Source organism: Leptothoe sp. LEGE 181152 (assembly GCF_032906605.1).
In the GTDB taxonomy this organism is placed as follows: domain Bacteria; phylum Cyanobacteriota; class Cyanobacteriia; order Phormidesmidales; family Phormidesmidaceae; genus Leptothoe; species Leptothoe turfae.
This window is the reverse complement of the sequence record NZ_JASATU010000032.1, coordinates 114,447-133,096: the sequence shown is the minus strand read 5'-3', so window position 1 is coordinate 133,096 and position 18,650 is coordinate 114,447. Positions and strand designations below refer to the sequence as shown.

Below are 18,650 nucleotides of genomic sequence, written 5' to 3'. Positions count from 1 at the left end.
TAGTTAACTAGTTTGGAAGCGCGGTGTTAGACAATAAGGACAATCCAACCAGTCGTGGTGTAGTTCGGCACCACAGGTGGAACAGCTTAAAACACTCTTACGTCTGGCCTTGAGCTCGGCCTCCAAGCCTGTATCGGTGAATGTCACGCGTTCTACTTCTTCTAATGTTGTGTAGCCTTGCTCCACAAGATTAAGACTGTAAGACAGCAAGGTTTGCATTCCTTCTTCGACGGCAGCCTCCTTAATATGTTCTGCAGGTGCCCCATCAGAAATCATTTTCTGCAAGCCTTCGGTTATACGCATAACCTCATACACACCTACTCGGCCCTTATAGCCTGAACCCTGACAAGTTTGGCAAAGCGCACCGGTATTGTTAGCCGTTTCAGCTTGCTCTGGAGAAACCGTATGGGCTCGATAAAACTTAATGTCACCGCTAGAAGAACTAAGGCCAAAGCGGGCCAGCTCTTCACTACTGGGGGTATAGGCTATTCTGCAATCGGTGCATACTCGCCGTACCAGACGCTGTGCCAGCACACCCACTAATGAACTGGATACTTGGAAAGCTTCCACCTCCATTTCATTTAGACGGGAAATGGCACCTGCTGCATCGTTGGTATGCAAGGTCGTTAATACAAGGTGGCCGGTGAGTGCTGCTTCAATGGCTGTTTTAGCTGTTTCGGTATCACGGGTCTCACCCACTAGAATGACATCGGGGTCTTGCCGTAGAAATGCCCGCAAAAGCAGTGGAAAGTCGATGCCTTTTTCACGAATAACTTGTACCTGAGTAATGCCTGGTAGAGCATATTCAATTGGATCTTCCGCAGTACTTATATTGATGCTGGGATCATTCCGCTCTGCCAGGACTGAATAAAGGGTCGTCGTCTTACCTGAACCTGTGGGTCCCGTTACTAGAATCAACCCATAGGGGGAATTGGTCATCTCCCGAACGATGCTCAGAGTTTCATCATCCGTGATCAGCTTATCCAAACCAAGCTGGGTATTGGTATTATCTAGAATTCGTAAAACGACTTTCTCACCATAGCGACTAGGAATAGTGCTAACCCGAAAGTCAACTTTACGTCCTTGGAATACTCGCCGAATCCGACCATCCTGGGGAATACGTCGCTCTGCAATATCTAGCTCAGAAATGATTTTTAAACGGGCTGTAACCGCTGGGATAATCTTTTTAGGAAATTTTTGAAAAGCCTGACGTAGAACCCCATCACGGCGAAACCGAATACGTAAAAAGTCTTCCTGCGGCTCGACGTGAATATCAGAAGCCCCTTCTTGGAGAGCCTTAACTAATATTTTATTAACTAATGCAATAACAGGAGCTGCACCTGCATCCTGAACTGCTGTGCTTAAATCAGCTTCTTCATCCAGGGCATCTTCAAGTCCGGCATCATCAAGGTCTAAATCCTCTAAATTTGAGTTGACATCTACAGCCTGTTCAAAATCTCGTTGCTTTTCTTTGGCAACTTGATCATCTAAATATGCCGAAATCATCCGTTGATAGTCTTCAACGGTGATAACCATGCGGCGTAACTTTAGATTTTTCGGGCGTAAGATGCGATTGAGATCATCCTGAGCCTCTAAATTCTCTGGATCCACCATGGCCACGAGTACCGTGGAAATATCATCTTGGGTGGTTTGAGAAAGCGGTAGTAAACGATGGCGGCGACAGATATCAACGGGAATTAAACTGTCAATTAAATTGCCAACTTTTGTATCAGATACACTTTCAAGCTCTGGATCTAGTGACTCTACCCCGTAGAGGATCTTAAGTTCGAATAGCTGTTGTTTCTTATACTGTCGTAGGAGTTCTGGACTCAGCTGCTGACCAGTCAGTGACTCTAATACATCAGTTAACGAGCGTCCTGACTTTCGACTTTCAACCAATGCCTGTTGCATTTGGTCAGTATCAACGTAACCCGCTTGAATTAGCTGGTTGCTAAATGGTGAAAAGCTTCTTTGTAGAACAAGCGCTTTCCGAGATGATGATGAGGAATTGGTCATAGTCGCCGCAGAAAATCCTTACAGAAGGTTGCCCACAAAACGCTTTTCTGTAGACAGCTACAATCGGGGGCTTTATCCTGTAAATTCAGGATGCTCCCAAACGTTGCAGCGTATCGTACAACGCTGCTTCATTTCCCGATAATAGCTTGAACAATAGCATCCAGCTAGCCGCAATACTGGCATTGTGAGTTGAAAATGAATATGGCAATCGAAAATATATGTGATGCCTGCCCTAATTTTATGTAGTCATTACGTTGCAAAATGCACTATTGTGATACGTCTAAGGTGATTGTATAGAGACTACAGACCAGGGTGGTGTTGGGCTTTCTAGGCTAGAAACGTGGTTTTTGATCTGGATCCTTACATAAACGGGGTCTTAGCGTGGCGCAACTCGCTTAAAATATCAGCGTCTAAGGCAATGGTTACCCCCTATGTTCTGTTATTGATGAGGTTAAACGATGGTAGAGGACGTTAATCCGGCAGAAAACGTTAATCCAGCGGAAAGTAATTCTATGGAAGAGGATGAAGCCTCTGATGTGATCAATGAGGTGGATGAAAATATTGAAGAGCTTAAGGTTGAAGACGCTGATATAGATATAGATTTTGAGAATGAGTTGCCTGAGGTTGCCTCCAATGATGTAGCGGCTAAGGGGGCGGATGCTTCTCCAGATGATTTGGCTGCTATCTCTAATTTGGAAGACCAAGTAGCACAGCTAAAAGTGCAATTGGAGGATAGGAGTAGTCAATATTTAAGGCTGACAGCTGATTTCGAAAACTTTCGTAAGCGTACGAGCCGTGAGAAAGAAGACCTTGAACTTCAAATCAAGTGCAATACCATTAGCAATATGTTAGAGGTTGTGGATAACTTTGAGCGGGCTCGGGCTCAAATTAAGCCTCAAAATGACGGTGAAATGGCTGTTCATAAGAGCTATCAGAGTGTTTATAAGCAACTGGTGGAAGCTCTTAAGCGTATCGGTGTGGCTCCAATGCGAGCAGAGGGTAAAGAATTTGACCCTAATCTACATGAAGCTGTAATGCGTGAACCGACAGATGAGCATGCTGAAGGTACAGTTATTGAAGAATTAGTAAGGGGATATGTTTTAGGGGAGCGAGTTTTGCGTCATGCCATGGTCAAAGTTGCTACTCCTTTAGAGGAATAACTCCGAACTTCCGAACTCTATTGAAGGTAAAAAATACTTGCTCAAAACATAGCTGAGCTAGTTCTTAAAGCTAGCTCGGTTATGAAGCTTTCTTGAATATCAAGGTGCTTTATTAGAGTTTATGGTTTTGGGTATTGTATTTATATTGGAGAGTAGCTCAAGCATGTTTTCCAAATGTGCTCATTGCAGATACTTTCTGTGGTTGAGAGTTATCAACAGGGTGTAACCATATAGCAATTTTTTACTTAAAGCATATATCTATATCGGTTAGTCCATACGGCTAATGCTTGCTATAAGTTCAGTGCATCCTTTGAATGGTTTTTGCCAATTCTTATTTTTTAGAGAAATATGGATTTACTGTGCAAGCTAATGTTGGTTGGTTGATGGACGTCTATTTCTAAAAAGTTGTGTGATTTTCTGGAGTAAGCAGGCTCTCAGATGGGTAAAGTTATTGGCATTGATTTAGGAACTACAAATAGCTGTGTTGCTGTTCTAGAAGGTGGCAAGCCCGAGGTGATTACTAACACTGAGGGTGGGCGAACTATGCCGAGCATTGTTGGATTTGCCAAGAATGGAGAACGGTTGGTTGGCCAGCTAGCAAAGCGTCAGGCCGTTACGAATGCAGAAAATACTGTTTACAGTATTAAGCGCTTCATCGGGCGTCGTTGGGAAGATACGTCCAGTGAGAGATCCCGAGTGCCTTACACGTGTGTACGCGGAAAAGATGACACGGTGGATGTTCTAATTCGCGGCAGGGCTTACACTCCACAAGAAGTGTCTGCCATGACTCTACAGAAGCTGAAGCAGGATGCAGAAGCTTATCTTGGTGAGGAGGTTACTCAGGCTGTTATTACAGTACCTGCTTACTTTACCGATGCCCAGCGCCAAGCAACCAAGGATGCTGGGAAGATCGCTGGCCTAGAAGTGTTGCGTATTATCAACGAGCCAACGGCCGCTGCCTTATCCTATGGTCTTGACAAGTTAGATCAGGATCAGACTGTTTTGGTGTTTGACCTGGGCGGTGGCACATTTGATGTTTCCATTCTGCAGCTCGGAGACGGCGTTTTTGAAGTGAAAGCCACGTCTGGTAACAATCATCTTGGTGGTGACGATTTTGACAATAGTATCGTCACCGCTTTGTTGGATCAGTTTCGTGACCAGGAGGGGATGGATCTATCAACGGATCGTATGGCTCTACAGCGTATCCGTGAAGCGTCAGAGAAAGCCAAGATTGAGCTTTCGACTCGGGCTACAACATCTATTAATTTGCCTTTTATTGCAGCAGATGAAGCTGGACCTAAACATCTGGAGTCTGAGCTGTCCCGCACTAAATTTGAAGAGTTGGCGAAGCCGCTGGTTGCAGCAACATTAGAACCTGTAGGACAGGCTTTGAAGGATGCTGAGCTGACGCCAGATGACATTGATCGGATTCTACTAGTAGGTGGCTCTACAAGGATTCCAGCTGTTCAAAAGGCTATCACTGATTACTTTAACGGCAAGACACCTGATCGCTCTGTGAATCCAGATGAAGCAGTGGCCTTAGGCGCGTCTATTCAGGCGGGTGTGCTAGGAGGTGAGGTCAAGGACTTATTGCTATTGGACGTGACTCCCCTATCGCTAGGGATTGAAACCTTAGGTGAGGTGTTTACTAAAGTAATTGAGCGAAATACTACCATCCCAACTAGTAAGTCGCAGACTTTTTCAACGGCAACGGATGGTCAAACGTCGGTGGAAGTCCATGCTTTGCAAGGTGAGCGGGCGATGGCTCGGGATAATAAGAGTCTTGGCCGATTTGAGCTGACAGGTATTCCACCTGCACCTAGGGGGATACCTCAAATTGAAGTTTCCTTTGAAATTGATGCTGACGGTATTCTGCAAGTAGCTGCTAAGGATAAAGGCACTGGTCGGGCGCAGAGCATTCGTATTACTAACACAGGCGGTCTAACGTCTAGTGAAATTGATAAGATGCGCGAGGAGGCTGAAGCCTACGCGGACGAAGATGCTCGTCGCAAGATCGTTGCTGAAATGAAGAATAAGGCTGACACCCTCTTCTATAGCTATGAGTCGACGATGCGGGAGAACGCTGAGTGGATCAGTGAAGAGCGTAAAGCTCAAGCTCAGGAGTCTGAGGTTGCATTGCGGGCTGCCCTGCATAATAAGGACATTACGCCTGAAGAACTTCAATCAGCACTAGATGCATTGCAACAAACTATTTTTGCAATCGGTGCTGAGATGTATCGCCAGGTGAATGAAGATAACTATGATATTGCGATGGATGAGACGACTCCAGATATGTCCACATCTGAGCCTGTTGAGCCCATTGGTGCCGAAGCGACTCCAGTAGAAGAACCTGCGTCAGTAGCCACTCCTGAAGCTATAGATCTGTTGGCTGATGATCCGGAGTTTGATTTGGATGCAACTATTACGGCGGATTACGAAGCGATTGAATAGTAACCGAATGATTAGAGTACGGGAATTGCGAATCAGTAATGTGCCGTGCTTACGTAGAATAGTTGGATAGGTTTCCAGTTGTCGTTGTTAAGCTAGCATTCTATGGCTCGTGATTACTATGAGGTGCTCGGTGTTTCCCGGGGGGCCGATCAGGATGAAGTAAAGCGCGCTTATCGGCGGCTGGCACGTAAGTATCACCCTGATGTCAATAAAGATCCGGGTGCAGAAGACAAATTCAAAGAGATCAATCGAGCGTACGAGGTTTTATCTGAACCGGAAATTAGGGCTCGGTATGATCGCTTTGGCGAAGCTGGTGTGGGTGGTGCTGCGGCTGGTGGCGCAGGCTTTCAAGATTTTTCTGATATGGGTGGTTTCGCCGATATCTTTGAAAGCTTCTTTAGCGGATTTTCTGGTGGCCCCAGTCAGGCTAAGCGACGTGGTCCTATGCGTGGGGACGATCTACGTCTCGATCTGAAATTAGACTTCACTGAGGCTATTTTTGGCGGTGAAAAAGAGATCAAAATTAGCCATTTAGAGAACTGTATGACCTGTAAGGGTTCTGGTGCAAAACCGGGTACTCGTCCTCGGACTTGTTCCACGTGTAGTGGTTCAGGTCAGGTGCGTCGAGCTACTCGCACACCCTTTGGTAGTTTTACCCAGGTTTCAGCTTGCCCTACCTGTAATGGGACAGGTGAAGTTGTCGAAGATCGCTGCGAAGTTTGTGGCGGTGCAGGGCGTAAGCAGGAAACTAAGAAGCTTAAAATTACAATTCCTGCTGGCGTAGATAATGGCACGCGTTTGAGGGTTTCCAACGAAGGGGATGCGGGGATGCGTGGTGGCCCACCGGGTGACTTGTATGTATACCTGTTTGTCAAGGAACACAGCAAGTTTAAGCGTGATGGCATCAATGTGCTTTCGGATCTCAAGGTGAGTTATTTGCAGGCTATCTTAGGCTGTGATTTGAAGGTGGATACTGTTGATGGGCCAGTGGATGTGCATGTGCCACCAGGGACCCAGCCCAACACAGTTGTGACGATGGAAAATCGTGGTGTGCCTAAGTTGGGTAATCCAGTTAGTCGTGGTAATCACTTGCTAACTGTTCTAGTGGATATTCCTACTCGGATTAAGACTGAAGAACGTGAACTGCTGGCTAAATTAGCTGAAGTGCGAGGTGATTCAGTCTCTAAGAAGGGGTTGGAAGGTTTTTTAGGTGGTCTGTTTAAGGGCTAGGCTTGGGACGCCGACGATTAAGATATTTCTTTTGTAGTATGACGGATGTTTTGAATCGACCTGACGAAACGTTGGATTTGCGTGGGACACCCTGTCCTCTGAATTTTGTGCGTACCAAGCTCAAGTTGCAACGAATGCCGCTTGGTGAACTTTTAGAAGTTTGGCTGGATGCTGGTGAACCTGTGGAGCAAGTCCCCGATAGCCTACGTTCAGAAGGGTTTCTAATTGAGGCATTGGAAGTAAGTCCAGAAGGTTACTTTGCACTGCAGGTGCGACGACCTGTGGTATGAGGGGAGCAACGGAGTACTTAACCTTATCGTCCATTGAAGGAACTGTAGTTGCCTGTCAGGCAAATTACTATCAAGTTAAGCTGTCTCTAGAAGATGCTGAACCTCATTATTTTTTGTGTACCCGCCGTGCTCGTTTGAAAAAACTTGGGCAGCAGGTGGTTGTAGGCGATAGGGTTTTGGTGGAAGAGATTGATTGGCAGGATAAGCGAGGCGCGATCGCAACCATTCAAACGCGTACCAATTTGCTCGACCGTCCCCCTATTTCCAATGTTGACCAAATCCTTTTAGTGTTTGCCTTAGCTGAACCTGCCTTAGATCCTGCTCAGCTGAGTCGATTTTTAGTTAAAGCAGAATCCACGGGCATTCCCGTGACCCTTTGTCTCAATAAACGGGATCTGCTTTGCCAGGAGTCAATTGACCACTGGCAAACGCGCTTAAGTGATTGGGGCTATGAGCCTTTGCTAGTAAGCGTTCGAGAAGATAAAGAGCTACCTGTCGCTCTGATGGAGACCTTAAAGCATCGAGTGAGTGTTGTTGCTGGTCCTTCAGGTGTAGGAAAGTCGAGTCTTCTGAACCGTTTAGTGCCTGATGTGGATGCTCGCACCAATGCAGTTTCTGGCAAGCTGGGTAGAGGGCGGCACACCACGCGCCATGTGGAATTATTTGATTTGCCAGCCGGTGGTTTGTTAGCTGATACCCCTGGTTTTAATCAACCTGATTTGACTTGTCCCGTTGAGACGTTGATGGCATGTTTCCCAGAAATCCGTCAGCGTGCGGGCCACTGTCAGTTTAATGACTGCCTCCATCGCGATGAGCCTGGCTGTAGTGTTCGCGGTGAGTGGGAGCGCTATGACTATTACCTGTCTTTACTCAATGAAGTACTGCACCATCAGCAGCAGTTGGATGATCGTCCCACTGCTGAGGTGACTGAAAAAGTGAAGATGGGCAGCGATGGTCAGGTACAACACGAGCCGAAGCTAGAGGCTAAAAAATACCGTCGCACATCCCGTCGTCGTCATCATCAAGACTTGCAAGACATGTGCTACGACGTGATGGGAGCGAAGTCCATTGATGATGTCGATGATGCAGTTCTAGAGGAATATGGGTTTTGAGTTTTGGCGCATGAGGGGTACGGAGTAGAGAGTATGGAGTGGATATGGGGGCAGAGGCTGTTCTTCACTCTCCATTCCCTACTCCCCCAATGTTTTCCAAAAACTTGCTTCCAATTGCTGACTATTTTTACAAGAATTTCGATACCACTGTAGCCGTAGTGTTTGTTTCTCTGCGGAAGTCAGTTGCCAAGGATGAGTAGAATGGTGGATGCGATCGCAAATACTCTGCAAACAGAGCGCGGCACTAACTGAGATATTAAAGCTCTCACTAAAGCCATACATTGGAATTGTGAGTAACCTATCGGCTTCAGCCATGGCAATCTCTGATAATCCATCCAACTCATTGCCAAAGAGTAAGGCGATGGGTCGCTCGGTTGGCAACGCAGATAGCTCCAAAGCCTCTGTGTGTGGTGTAGTTGCTACGATGCAATAGCCTTTAGCTTTGAGGGCTGCAATGCAATTGCGTGTATTGTCCTGTTGTTTGGTGTAACGATGGGTTGTTAACCATTTTTGGCAACCTCTAGTAACATTGAGATTAACCTTAAAGCTCGTAGTTTGTTCGATGATATGTACGTCTTGGATGCCAAAGTTATCGCAGTTACGCAAGACAGCTCCAGCATTTTGACTGGTGTGCAGATCCTCAAGCGCTACAGTGACATAGCGGGTGCGAGAGGCTAAAACCGTTTCAATTTTGGCCCTTCGTTCCTCTGTTAAAAACTTTCCCAGATAATTAATGAGTTCCTCGGTAGTCTCATTACTCACCGGACGGTGGGCAGTGCTCATCTGCTCTTACCGATGCCACTCGGTTACACCACCAGGCTTGTCAATGAGAGTTATGCCTTGGGCGGTCAGGTCATTGCGAATTTTGTCGGCCAGAGCGAAGTCTTTTGCCTTTTTAGCGGCTAGTCTCTGCTCGATCAAATTGGCGATTTCCTCGTCACTGGGACCGTCCTGTTCCATAGGACTATCCTCTGGGGTGGCCTCAATACCCAGGACCTGGGCAAGGCAAACGAGTGTGTGCCATTGCTGCCGTAGGCTGTCACTATCTGCATCAGCTTTGCCCTCATGGATCAAGAGATTACCTTGGCGGCGGAGTTCCTTGGCGAGTTCAAAGAGAACGGCTACCGCTTCAGGCGTATTGAAATCATCATCCATAGCGTTCTGAAAACGCTGTACGGCATCGCTCTCATGGTCAAGCTCTAGGGAAGCATCTTGCCACTTCAGCTGAGCACCATGGTTAGCACCAAATAGCAGTCCGTCTTTGAGGGTTTGCCAGCTTTTGGTGGCGGATGCGATCGCATCTGCCGTGAAGTCCACTGGCTTACGATATTGAGCCTGGCAGAGAAAGAGACGTAACGCCATGGGGTGCAGACCGTCATCTGCATCCAGGAGCTGACGAATGGTGGTGAAATTGCCCAAAGACTTGGACATCTTTTCACCGTTCACATTCACCATGCCATTGTGCATCCAGTATTGGGAGAGGGGGTGACCTGTAGCCGCTTCTGACTGGGCTATTTCATTCTCATGGTGTGGAAAGGTGAGATCGCCTCCCCCCATGTGAATATCGATGGTGTCACCCATGCGATCACGCACCATAGCTGAGCACTCAATGTGCCAACCAGGACGTCCTGGACCCCACGGTGATTCCCATGAAGGTTCTTCCGGTTTAGCCCCTTTCCATAGGGCAAAATCAAACGGATCTTTCTTTTTCGATTCGCCACCCGCTACTCGACCGCTGGCACCAGCTTGCATATCATCTAACTTACGACCCGAGAGCTTACCATAGCCATCAAACTTGCGGACTTTGTAATACACATCGCCCCCAGTGGCGTAGGCATATCCCTTATTTTCTAATTCACCAATCAGGCGTTTAATGCCGTCGATGGTGTGAGTGGCGTAAGTATACTCATCAGCCTCCAATATGTTCAGCCGCGCCATATCTTCGTGGTAGGCCTGAATAAAGCGTTTTGACACGGCCTCCATGGTGGTGCCCTCTTGGCGGGCACGGTTCAAAATTTTATCGTCGATATCGGTAAAGTTTTGTACATAATGCACATCGTAGCCGCGCCATTGCAGATAGCGACGTACTGTATCCCAAACCACATAACAGCGAGCATGGCCCAGGTGGCAATAGTCATAGACCGTTACACCGCAGCAGTAAATCTTAGCCGTACCTGCTTGTAACGGCTGAAAGGGTTCCTTGCAGCGGGATAGGGTGTTGTAAAGGACTACGCTCATTAAACGGGTGAATATTACTGCTATGGCTCTCTAGCCTCATCATTTCCTATGGTAAGCCGGTTTGGTGCCGGAAGATATGGCGCAGAGCATTCGCAAAAATGAGATTACGCTCATTGCTCAATCGGTGTCTGTCATACATGGCTCACCAAAAAGGGGCGGTACAAAAAAGTACCGCCCCTCAGGTTCCAAGCTCAAGGTAATGGAATGAATCTAGAAGGTCACATTTGCAGCCTGAACAGTTTCAACCTGCTTCTTCTTGAGCACCAACATAATCTGAGTCACTGCTGCGGCTCCTAAAAAGGCTAGCAGGCCCTTAATGCGACCAGGGCTTTGTAGAACAATCTCAGTGTCATGCTGACCAAAACCACCAACGTTGGGGTCATTGGTTAAAGCAGCACCCGTTTCAACAGTATCGCCCTTAGCAACAATTAACTCTGGACCAGGTTGTAGGCTTTCGGTAACGGTTTCACCATCAGCGGTTTTGATAGTGATCTCAGTACCGCTGTCGCCCTTAACAACATCTGTAATCACGCCACCCTTAGATGCGGTGTAAACCACATTATTAGTTGCTTGACCTGTGGGGTAAAGTTGACCACGACCACGGTTGCCACCAATGTGGATCTGATACTTACCAAAGCTAACGTTGTTATCGGTGGCTGGGTCAGGCGATAGAACAGGGAAAACAATTTCCTGATACTGCTCACCGGGGACAGGGCCAACTAGCAACCAGTTTGGATGCTCATCACTGTAAGGCATGAAATAGGTGCTACCCACTTCTTCCTTAATCTCTTCCGGAATGCGATCTTCAGGAGCTAGCTGAAAACCGTCAGGCAGCATTAGAACTGCACCTACATTCAACCCACCTTTGCTACCATCGCCCAGTACTTGCTGAGCATCAAGGTCATAGGGTACCTTGACCACTGCCTTAAAGACCGTGTCAGGGAGTACAGCTTGAGGAACTTCAATCTCAGTCTTCTTCTGACCTAGATGGCAGTTGGCACAAACAATGCGGCCAGTTGCTTCACGAGGAGTTTCGTAGTTTTCCTGGGCCCAGAAAGGATAGGCGGCTGCCGATTGAGCATTGGTCAGTACCAGGCTTAGGGTTGCGATCGCAACTAAAGCACTAGAAGCGATGACCTTCAGCAGCTTATTGAACACGCTTAAAAAGTTAAATTCCATCCGTCGCACGCTAGCAATCCAATTACGTAGAGAGAAATCAAATGAAACAGACAACCTAAGCCCACCAGGGAGCATCGCCTGTTCTAAAGTCGGTGTCGGTCCAAGGGCTTAGAGTTACCTTGTCATCATCTTTGGACACACTTGCGTTAGCCAGGGCCAAAGAAAGAGGCGCTGGGCCACGCACTACCTTACCAGTGGCATCATACTGAGAACCATGGCAAGGACACTTAAACTTATTCTCGCTAGCGTTCCAAGGAACAACGCAACCCAAGTGTGTGCACACGGCATTAACGGCGTAGCTGTCAAGAGTACCATCGTCAGTTACGACCAAATACGTTGGATCACCCTTTAAGCCTTGAACCAAAGAGCGGTCACCAGCACCGTGAGTCTCTAGATAACTGGTAGCTACCACATCGTTACCTAATTCATCCTTAGCAGTAACGCCGCCACCGGCTGAGCCGCTGCTCGGAGGTAAAAAGTACTTAACAATGGGATAGAGAGCGCCCACAGCCGTACCAGTAGCTGCTCCAAAGGTGAGCAGATTCATAAATTGGCGACGCCCTAAATCAGGGACATCAGGGTTTCCAGAAGCTTGAGCCATAACTGTCAGACTATATATGCGAGTATGAATCTAAAGGCTGCATCGCCCAGTACAAACCCCTGTAACAAGTAACCACAAGTACATTTGTGGCTCATATCGTCACAGAAGTTTGCAAATTGCTATGAGTATTATTGCATTTAGCCGCCTCAGAAAAACTGTTCTTCCTAAGGCTCACTGGTTTCAATAGTTAGTAGGTGTCGCTTTTGAAGCTTATTTTGCCATGGCAAAACCATGACTTAAAAAGACGCAAACCCTCACCAGACAGTTGCTCCCCAGACCACACCTCATTTATTAACTATCTGAGCCTATGATTTGAAAAATCTGTATCTTATTTACTTCTCATAGAGGTGCGTTATCTGAAATCGTGTAAATAAATGTAAAATAACGGGCAGTTTAGCGACCTATGACCCCAGAAGACTTTCAAGAGCTACTCATCAATAAATGGGGCTATTCCTTTGACGTTCAAATCCGCAAGACTTCTACCAAGGTCTTTTTCCAAGTGATGTGGCGTTATCTAGAGCAGGTTTCTTTCCCCATGGATGAGGACGAGTATTTGGCCCATCTCAAAGATATTGTGCTGTATCTAGAAGCCATGGGGTGTTTGACGCAGGTGCAAACTGCAATTGAGCAAACGAATGAGCGTCCTAGATTGGGTAAAGCCGTTAGTATCCCTATCGATTTAGGAAGACGAGCTTCTGAGTGGCTGCTTGATTAGTGCATTTCTTTAAAGCAAGTTTCTGAGAGGCCCATTGAAATAATGCATATTTATACATTGGTGGAACTGTGATTATACCCAGCTGAATGCTTGATTTTTAGGTGTTAGAGCCCTACATTCAGGTCTCTAAAGCCCGCACGAACTTGGGCAGGAGTTGGTTAGGAATATTTAGGCAAGAGATGTACTAATGGCTGATCTGTCTGATAAAATCTGAACCAAATTGTATTCTTAAATACACAATCTGCAATACACAAAATATTGCTGAAATCTGGTGGTTCAAGCTACAGCTTTTGAAAACTAATTTGACTTTTTGGTAGTCACCTAAAACTTGCATAAAAGCAGGATAAACGTGTGGCGTCAAAATTTTAAATCTGGCATTAATTACTCATGCAAATCAATTGCCTAAATAACAATTCCACATAAAAATGCACATGCTTATGCCACAAGCCATGATTTGATGACTTGAGTACGCTGAATTTCAGCATATTTCTGTCATTTTGTTCTAAGTGATAGACATTGAAGCGTTATGCTAAATAGCTATTACTGAGGTTAGAGACAGTTTTTCTAAGATGAGAAAAAACTCATGGATGTCTAATTCTCTACTGTTTGGCCACTTACTAAAAACTTGATGTTTTTACTGGTATCAAAAACTTAGTGTGTGTGTGTCGAAGAAATATCTCACTTAGGGAAAAACAGAGCAAATTATTCTAAGACCGATGTTACGATTTGCATGAATTCGCTCAGTATGCTTTGAGGGCCTGCCGTGATCAGCTCTGCAACACTGCCTGCTAAACCCACTGTACCTAGCTTAGAAGACAACAGTCGCCTGAAGTTATTTTCAGGGTCATCGAATCCAGCCCTCTCAAGGGAGGTTGCTCGTTACCTGGGAATTGATTTGGGGCCGATGGTGCGTAAACAGTTTGCCGATGGTGAGCTGTATGTTCAAATCCAGGAGTCCATCCGTGGATGTGATGTCTATCTGATTCAGCCAACCTGTCGACCGGTCAATGATCACTTGATGGAGTTGCTGATCATGATTGACGCTTGTCGGCGGGCGTCTGCTCGTCAGATTACAGCGGTGATTCCGTATTACGGTTACGCTCGCGCGGACCGCAAAACTGCCGGTCGAGAATCGATTACCGCTAAATTAGTTGCCAACTTAATTACCCAAGCGGGTGCTAATCGAGTTTTGGCAATGGACTTACATTCATCCCAAATTCAGGGCTACTTTGACATTCCTTGTGATCATATCTATGGGGCTCCAGTACTGGTTGATTACTTGGCGAGCAAATGCCTGACTGATTTAGTGGTGGTATCCCCTGACGTTGGGGGGGTGGCACGGGCACGCGCTATTGCCAAGCGACTCAACGATGCCCCTTTGGCCATTATTGATAAGCGTCGTCAAGCCCACAATGTTGCTGAGGTCATGAATTTGATTGGCGATGTAGAGGGCAAAACAGCCGTTCTGGTGGACGACATGATCGATACGGGCGGAACTATCTCGGAGGGGGCAAGATTGCTGCGGGCCCAAGGGGCCCGCCAAGTATATGCCTGTGCTACCCATGCTGTGTTTTCACCACCAGCAGTGGAGCGTTTATCCAGTGGGGTGTTTGAAGAGGTGATTGTGACGAATACAATCCCTGTGGCACCGGAGCGTCAGTTTCCTCAGCTGACGACCCTCACAATTGCTAATTTGCTGGGGGAGACTATTTGGCGCATTCACGAAGAAAGCTCCGTTAGTAGTATGTTTCGCTGAGGTCGAATCCTTAGGACTGATCCAGTGTGAATGAACTCTAATAATTCTGATGGAGAGGTTTTTAAAACCTCTCCTATTTTTTACTGATTTTCTCGTGGCCGTCAGTATCTCATGTTTGTAGGAAGCTGATGAAGTCTGGGCCTCTTGTGTTAGTAACGGAACAGTTTGGTATTTAGCGCACGTTGTATGAGCTTAGTACCACATATTGATGAGGCGATGATGAAGGCTGTTGGCCATTGACTATCTCTGGAAACTTTAGGGGTGCATGCATAGACTTGGTAACTACATTGCTGTTTAGAACCCATGGTAAAAAGCACGTCTATCCTCCAGTTGGCTAGTGCTGTTCTGGCCTTGTTGGTTTTTAATCCTAAACTTGTACAGACTCAATTAGCGCGTATACCGTTTTCGCTGTCTGGAGCTGTTGCTCAAGCTGGATCGCTGCAGGCTCGACTGCCTGACCTCGATCAGCGATTGCTGAACGCTGTTCGCAGTGGTGATATACGACAGGCAGAATTGGTGCTTAACCAAGGTGCCAATGCAGATGCTGGCAATCGTTATGAGGGGTATCCAATTGCGATCGCAACTGAACAAGGAAACCGAGCGATGGTCCAGTTGCTAGTGGCCAATGGGGCTGATGTCGATGTGGTTAGTACCGGTGGGCAAACGGCTCTGGGTAGAGCCGTTGACATGGGCAACCTTGACCTGGTCCGAATTTTAATCAACGCTGGTGCATCTCCTGACCGGCGGACTACCTATGGTGTGCCGCTGTTATACCGTGCCACTGAGATGGGCAATCATGAACTGGTCAGACTGCTTTTGCAGGGGGGAGGCAATGCCAATGCTCAAGTTTCTGGCATTACCTCTTTATACAAGGCTGTCGAAATAGGAAATTTGGCAATTGCGCGATCATTGCTGGCGGGAGGTGCAGATCCAGATCAGGCGACTCCGCTATATCGAGCAGTTGAGGTGGGTAATGCAGAGTTAGTTAGGCTATTGCTGAACTATGGCGCTAACCCACGCATAAGTCAGCGCGGTGTGAGTGCATTGGGCTTAGCCCGTGCCCAGGGGAACCGTGAGATCGCTACCCTGTTGCGAGACGCCATGTGATGACGTCATCTAGGTCGTCGCTTAATCGATGTAGGCGTGACAGTTGTTTGGAACTAAATTTAATATGCCTGAACGTACTTGATTGATCGGTATCCAAACAGCATCGTGAGTTTTCTGGCCTTCGATGAGTTTGTACGTCTGATCTAATCGATAAAAAATAGAGTCAGCAAAATCACAACGGAATAGCTGAATCAACTCATGGCCAAGTTTTCCGTTACAAACAAAAATATTGTCTAAGCACGTCAGATACCTGATGTTTATCAAGTCTGCCTGGATTTCTTCTTGAAATTCTCGTTTAAGGGCGTTGACACTAGTTTCGCCAAAATCGATGCCACCCCCCAGAAAACGATAGAAGGGTTTATCTTTGATGCTGTCGTAACCCTTGCTAACAAAAACATGCCCTTGATGCTGAATTAAGCCAAGGGCAATCGGTCGAATACGTGGCTTGCCCATGAAGTTTTCTGCAATGGCAGTAGTGCTGGTGCTATTGGGGTCTACCCAATCATAATCATTGCTCTACCCGAGAATTAGAAAGACTCATCACCTTTCTAATTCTCGGACTTGCACATCAGAATTTATACCTTTTCGATGGCACGGGTCACTGTCTGTAGAGATTCCCTCAGGCTACGAACAGCAGCAATCATAGCAATCTCATTATTCAACTTATTAACTGCTGAGCCGACACCGACACCGGCTGCACCGGCTGCAATAGCCATGGGAGCTGTGACATCTGAAATACCTGATGCGCATAGCACAGGAATACATACAGCGCGTGAAATAGCATGGGCTGCCGCTAGGGTTGGCGTCGCTTTCTCGATTAAGCCAATACATCCAGAATGTCTGGGTTGGCTACTGGTGCCCCCTTCAGTTTGAATAATGTCTGCTCCCTGAGCCACAAGATTTTCGGCCAGCTGTACTTGCTCATCCAGGGGCAGTGTATGAGGTACTGTGACTGACAACGTGATATGGGGCAAAAGCTCACGAGTTTGTTGAGTGAGTCTTAAGACGTCATTGGCGCTGAAAGTTAGCCCTTGAGCATAGAAAGCATCAAAATTACCAATTTCAATGAGTGTGGCACCGGCGGCAACAGGCGCTAAAAATGCCGTTGGATCAATGGCTGAAACACAGATTGGTAAGCTAATTTGCTCACTCACCTGATGGACAAGATCAGCATCCGCTGCAATATCAACAAATGTGGCACCTCCTTGCTGAGCGGCCTTAGCTATGGCCAAAACATTGGCTGCATCAAAGTTGGTCAAGCCACTGATAATCTTCAGTGCATGGCCTTGAGAAAAGGCAGCATGGAGGTTGGGATGGATAGTCATAGGTGTCTCAGACAAAATCGATCAGGCTTATTGTGCCAGAGGTTGGGGGCAGGCAACAGTAAAGAATCGAGCCTCTGCTTCTAGTTAATGCCTCCTAGTATCTCTCGCTTAACGTCGTCAGGTGGTTGATTGCCATCGATGCGTAGGAGTCGTTGGCGATAATCGTAGTATTCGAGCATTGGAATCGTGGTTTCGGCCAGGGTCTCAATGCGACGGCGTAGGGCTTCAGGGTTATCGTCAATAGCTGCTCGGTTTTCAGAACGTTCAATCAGAGCATGGGCAGGTAGTTCCAGCCAAATGGCATAGTTCACTTGAGTATTTAAAGTATCGAGAAAGAAGTCGAGTTCTTCCGCTTGGAAGGCGGTGCGGGGATATCCATCTAGGATCCACCCTTTGGCTGCATCTGGTTGCTGCAAGCGCTCTTTAATTAGAGCGATCATTAACTTGTCAGAAACCAGCTCTCCTTTGGCCAGAGTTTCTGAAACTTGCTGCCCCAGGGGTGAATCAGCTGCAATTTCTGCTCTGAGGGTATCTCCTGTGGAAATCCAGGGAATGCCAAAGTGCTCGCTGAGCTTTTGCGATTGAGTGCCTTTGCCTGAACCAGGACCGCCTAAAATCAATAGCCGCATAGATGATAAATATCCTTTTTCATATCCTCCCCGTAATAACCCTAGTCTGGGTTTGCGGAGTCGGATTGCTTTTTCCACGGATCTTAACTGGACTATTGAAGCAAGGCCTGAAGACGTAGTAAGCTATTAGACCGTGTAAAAGTTTATCCAAGTGCAAAACTATGCCCAAGCTTAAAACCCGTCGGGCTGCTGCAAAGCGCTTTCGCCGTAGCGGAAGCGGTAAGATTATGCGTCGTAAGGCGTTTAAGAACCACTTATTGCAGCATAAATCCACTGCCCGCAAGAGCCGTTTGTCTAAGAAGGCGGTTGTGGTAGATGCAGATGTACCTAACATCGAAGGCATGATGCCTTATTTGTAGAGTGGCATGCAACGTCTCTGCAATCAATTGATTGTTTTTTGTTTTTAGCTATTAACGACCTAATATGGCACGTGTAAAACGCGGCAATGTAGCTCGCAAGCGCCGCAAGAAAATTCTCAAGCTTGCGAAGGGTTACCGGGGTTCCCATTCTAAACTCTTCCGGACTGCAAACCAGCAGGTAATGAAGGCCCTGCGGTATGCGTATCGCGATCGTCGCAATAAGAAACGTGATTTTCGCCGGTTGTGGATTACGCGTATTAATGCAGCAGCTCGTCTCAATGGCACTACCTACAGCCGTTTGATTGGCGATCTGAAGACCGCAAACATTCAGGTAAATCGTAAGATGCTGGCTCAAATGGCTGTTCTAGATCCAGATACCTTTACCAAGGTGGTTGAGCTAGCTGGCAAGAAAGGCTAGTATCGCCACATGTGGCGATATATTTGGCAACATTTGCTAGGCATAAGTTTACTGTTAGGGGCAC

Annotated in this window: 18 protein-coding genes; 10 read left to right on the top strand and 8 right to left on the bottom strand. The window is 46.9% G+C overall.

All coding sequences use genetic code 11. The annotated features are described in order from the left end of the window. Positions 1 to 3: 3 nt before the first annotated feature. Positions 4 to 2,016 (bottom strand): GspE/PulE family protein, encoded by a 2,013-nt coding sequence (locus tag QGP82_RS17780; protein WP_163662725.1) that lies wholly within the window; start codon positions 2,014 to 2,016, stop codon positions 4 to 6. Positions 2,017 to 2,474: 458 nt separating this feature from the next. Here QGP82_RS17780 and grpE point away from each other — a divergent pair, with 458 nt between their 5' ends. The 5 genes from grpE to rsgA all read left to right on the top strand — a co-directional run bounded on the left by grpE (position 2,475) and on the right by rsgA (position 8,259). After that, a complete protein-coding gene (gene grpE / locus QGP82_RS17775) occupies positions 2,475 to 3,176 on the top strand; it encodes a nucleotide exchange factor GrpE (RefSeq protein WP_250564885.1) in 702 nt (233 codons plus the stop codon). 438 nt (positions 3,177 to 3,614) lie between these two features. Beyond that, complete coding sequence (dnaK, locus tag QGP82_RS17770) at positions 3,615 to 5,627, top strand: molecular chaperone DnaK (RefSeq protein ID WP_163662723.1); 2,013 nt, start codon at positions 3,615 to 3,617, stop codon at positions 5,625 to 5,627. A 102-nt stretch (positions 5,628 to 5,729) separates the two neighbouring features. Continuing rightward, complete coding sequence (gene dnaJ, locus QGP82_RS17765; RefSeq protein ID WP_163662721.1) at positions 5,730 to 6,857, top strand: molecular chaperone DnaJ; 1,128 nt, start codon at positions 5,730 to 5,732, stop codon at positions 6,855 to 6,857. Between the two features lie 38 nt (positions 6,858 to 6,895). After that, positions 6,896 to 7,147 (top strand): sulfurtransferase TusA family protein, encoded by a 252-nt coding sequence (locus QGP82_RS17760; RefSeq protein ID WP_163662719.1) that lies wholly within the window; start codon positions 6,896 to 6,898, stop codon positions 7,145 to 7,147. Further along, positions 7,144 to 8,259, top strand: a complete 1,116-nt coding sequence (gene rsgA, locus QGP82_RS17755) for a small ribosomal subunit biogenesis GTPase RsgA (RefSeq protein WP_163662717.1) — start codon at positions 7,144 to 7,146, stop codon at positions 8,257 to 8,259. Before QGP82_RS17760 ends, rsgA begins: the two co-directional genes overlap by 4 nt. 78 nt (positions 8,260 to 8,337) lie before the next feature. Here the strand turns inward: rsgA and QGP82_RS17750 are convergent, their stop codons facing one another. The 4 genes from QGP82_RS17750 to petC all read right to left on the bottom strand — a co-directional run bounded on the left by QGP82_RS17750 (position 8,338) and on the right by petC (position 12,277). Continuing rightward, entirely contained in the window at positions 8,338 to 9,042 is a 705-nt protein-coding gene (locus QGP82_RS17750) for a TrmH family RNA methyltransferase (RefSeq protein ID WP_499060534.1), read from the bottom strand. 6 nt (positions 9,043 to 9,048) lie between these two features. Then, positions 9,049 to 10,497, bottom strand: a complete 1,449-nt coding sequence (gene cysS, locus QGP82_RS17745; RefSeq protein ID WP_499060533.1) for a cysteine--tRNA ligase — start codon at positions 10,495 to 10,497, stop codon at positions 9,049 to 9,051. A gap of 210 nt (positions 10,498 to 10,707) precedes the next feature. Then, the gene (petA, locus tag QGP82_RS17740; RefSeq protein WP_490795297.1) at positions 10,708 to 11,676 is read right to left on the bottom strand and encodes a cytochrome f; all 969 of its coding nucleotides are present in this window, start codon (positions 11,674 to 11,676) and stop codon (positions 10,708 to 10,710) included. 55 nt (positions 11,677 to 11,731) lie between these two features. Continuing rightward, on the bottom strand, positions 11,732 to 12,277 hold the full coding sequence (gene petC / locus QGP82_RS17735) for a cytochrome b6-f complex iron-sulfur subunit (RefSeq protein WP_163662711.1): 546 nt from the start codon (positions 12,275 to 12,277) through the stop codon (positions 11,732 to 11,734). Positions 12,278 to 12,680: 403 nt separating this feature from the next. Here petC and QGP82_RS17730 point away from each other — a divergent pair, with 403 nt between their 5' ends. The 3 genes from QGP82_RS17730 to QGP82_RS17720 all read left to right on the top strand — a co-directional run bounded on the left by QGP82_RS17730 (position 12,681) and on the right by QGP82_RS17720 (position 15,855). Beyond that, positions 12,681 to 12,992 (top strand): DUF3067 family protein, encoded by a 312-nt coding sequence (locus QGP82_RS17730; protein ID WP_006516374.1) that lies wholly within the window; start codon positions 12,681 to 12,683, stop codon positions 12,990 to 12,992. 763 nt (positions 12,993 to 13,755) lie between these two features. Then, positions 13,756 to 14,748, top strand: a complete 993-nt coding sequence (locus QGP82_RS17725; protein ID WP_163662709.1) for a ribose-phosphate pyrophosphokinase — start codon at positions 13,756 to 13,758, stop codon at positions 14,746 to 14,748. A 303-nt stretch (positions 14,749 to 15,051) separates the two neighbouring features. Further along, positions 15,052 to 15,855: an ankyrin repeat domain-containing protein gene (locus tag QGP82_RS17720; RefSeq protein ID WP_163662706.1), complete on the top strand. Its 804-nt coding sequence runs from the start codon at positions 15,052 to 15,054 to the stop codon at positions 15,853 to 15,855. Positions 15,856 to 15,876: 21 nt separating this feature from the next. On the opposite strand, the gene QGP82_RS17715 is transcribed toward QGP82_RS17720, so the two are convergent. The 3 genes from QGP82_RS17715 to QGP82_RS17705 all read right to left on the bottom strand — a co-directional run bounded on the left by QGP82_RS17715 (position 15,877) and on the right by QGP82_RS17705 (position 17,887). Continuing rightward, positions 15,877 to 16,308: an NUDIX hydrolase gene (locus QGP82_RS17715; RefSeq protein ID WP_499060530.1), complete on the bottom strand. Its 432-nt coding sequence runs from the start codon at positions 16,306 to 16,308 to the stop codon at positions 15,877 to 15,879. A 122-nt stretch (positions 16,309 to 16,430) separates the two neighbouring features. Continuing rightward, complete coding sequence (locus QGP82_RS17710) at positions 16,431 to 17,180, bottom strand: DUF561 domain-containing protein (protein WP_163662700.1); 750 nt, start codon at positions 17,178 to 17,180, stop codon at positions 16,431 to 16,433. An 80-nt stretch (positions 17,181 to 17,260) separates the two neighbouring features. Then, positions 17,261 to 17,887, bottom strand: a complete 627-nt coding sequence (locus tag QGP82_RS17705; protein WP_348917911.1) for an adenylate kinase — start codon at positions 17,885 to 17,887, stop codon at positions 17,261 to 17,263. Between the two features lie 83 nt (positions 17,888 to 17,970). Here QGP82_RS17705 and rpmI point away from each other — a divergent pair, with 83 nt between their 5' ends. Together rpmI and rplT are read left to right on the top strand one after the other, a co-directional pair. Next, positions 17,971 to 18,168, top strand: coding sequence for a 50S ribosomal protein L35 (rpmI, locus tag QGP82_RS17700; RefSeq protein WP_006516368.1), 198 nt, complete (start codon positions 17,971 to 17,973; stop codon positions 18,166 to 18,168). A gap of 64 nt (positions 18,169 to 18,232) precedes the next feature. Further along, positions 18,233 to 18,586, top strand: coding sequence for a 50S ribosomal protein L20 (gene rplT / locus QGP82_RS17695; protein WP_006516367.1), 354 nt, complete (start codon positions 18,233 to 18,235; stop codon positions 18,584 to 18,586). Positions 18,587 to 18,650: the final 64 nt, after the last annotated feature.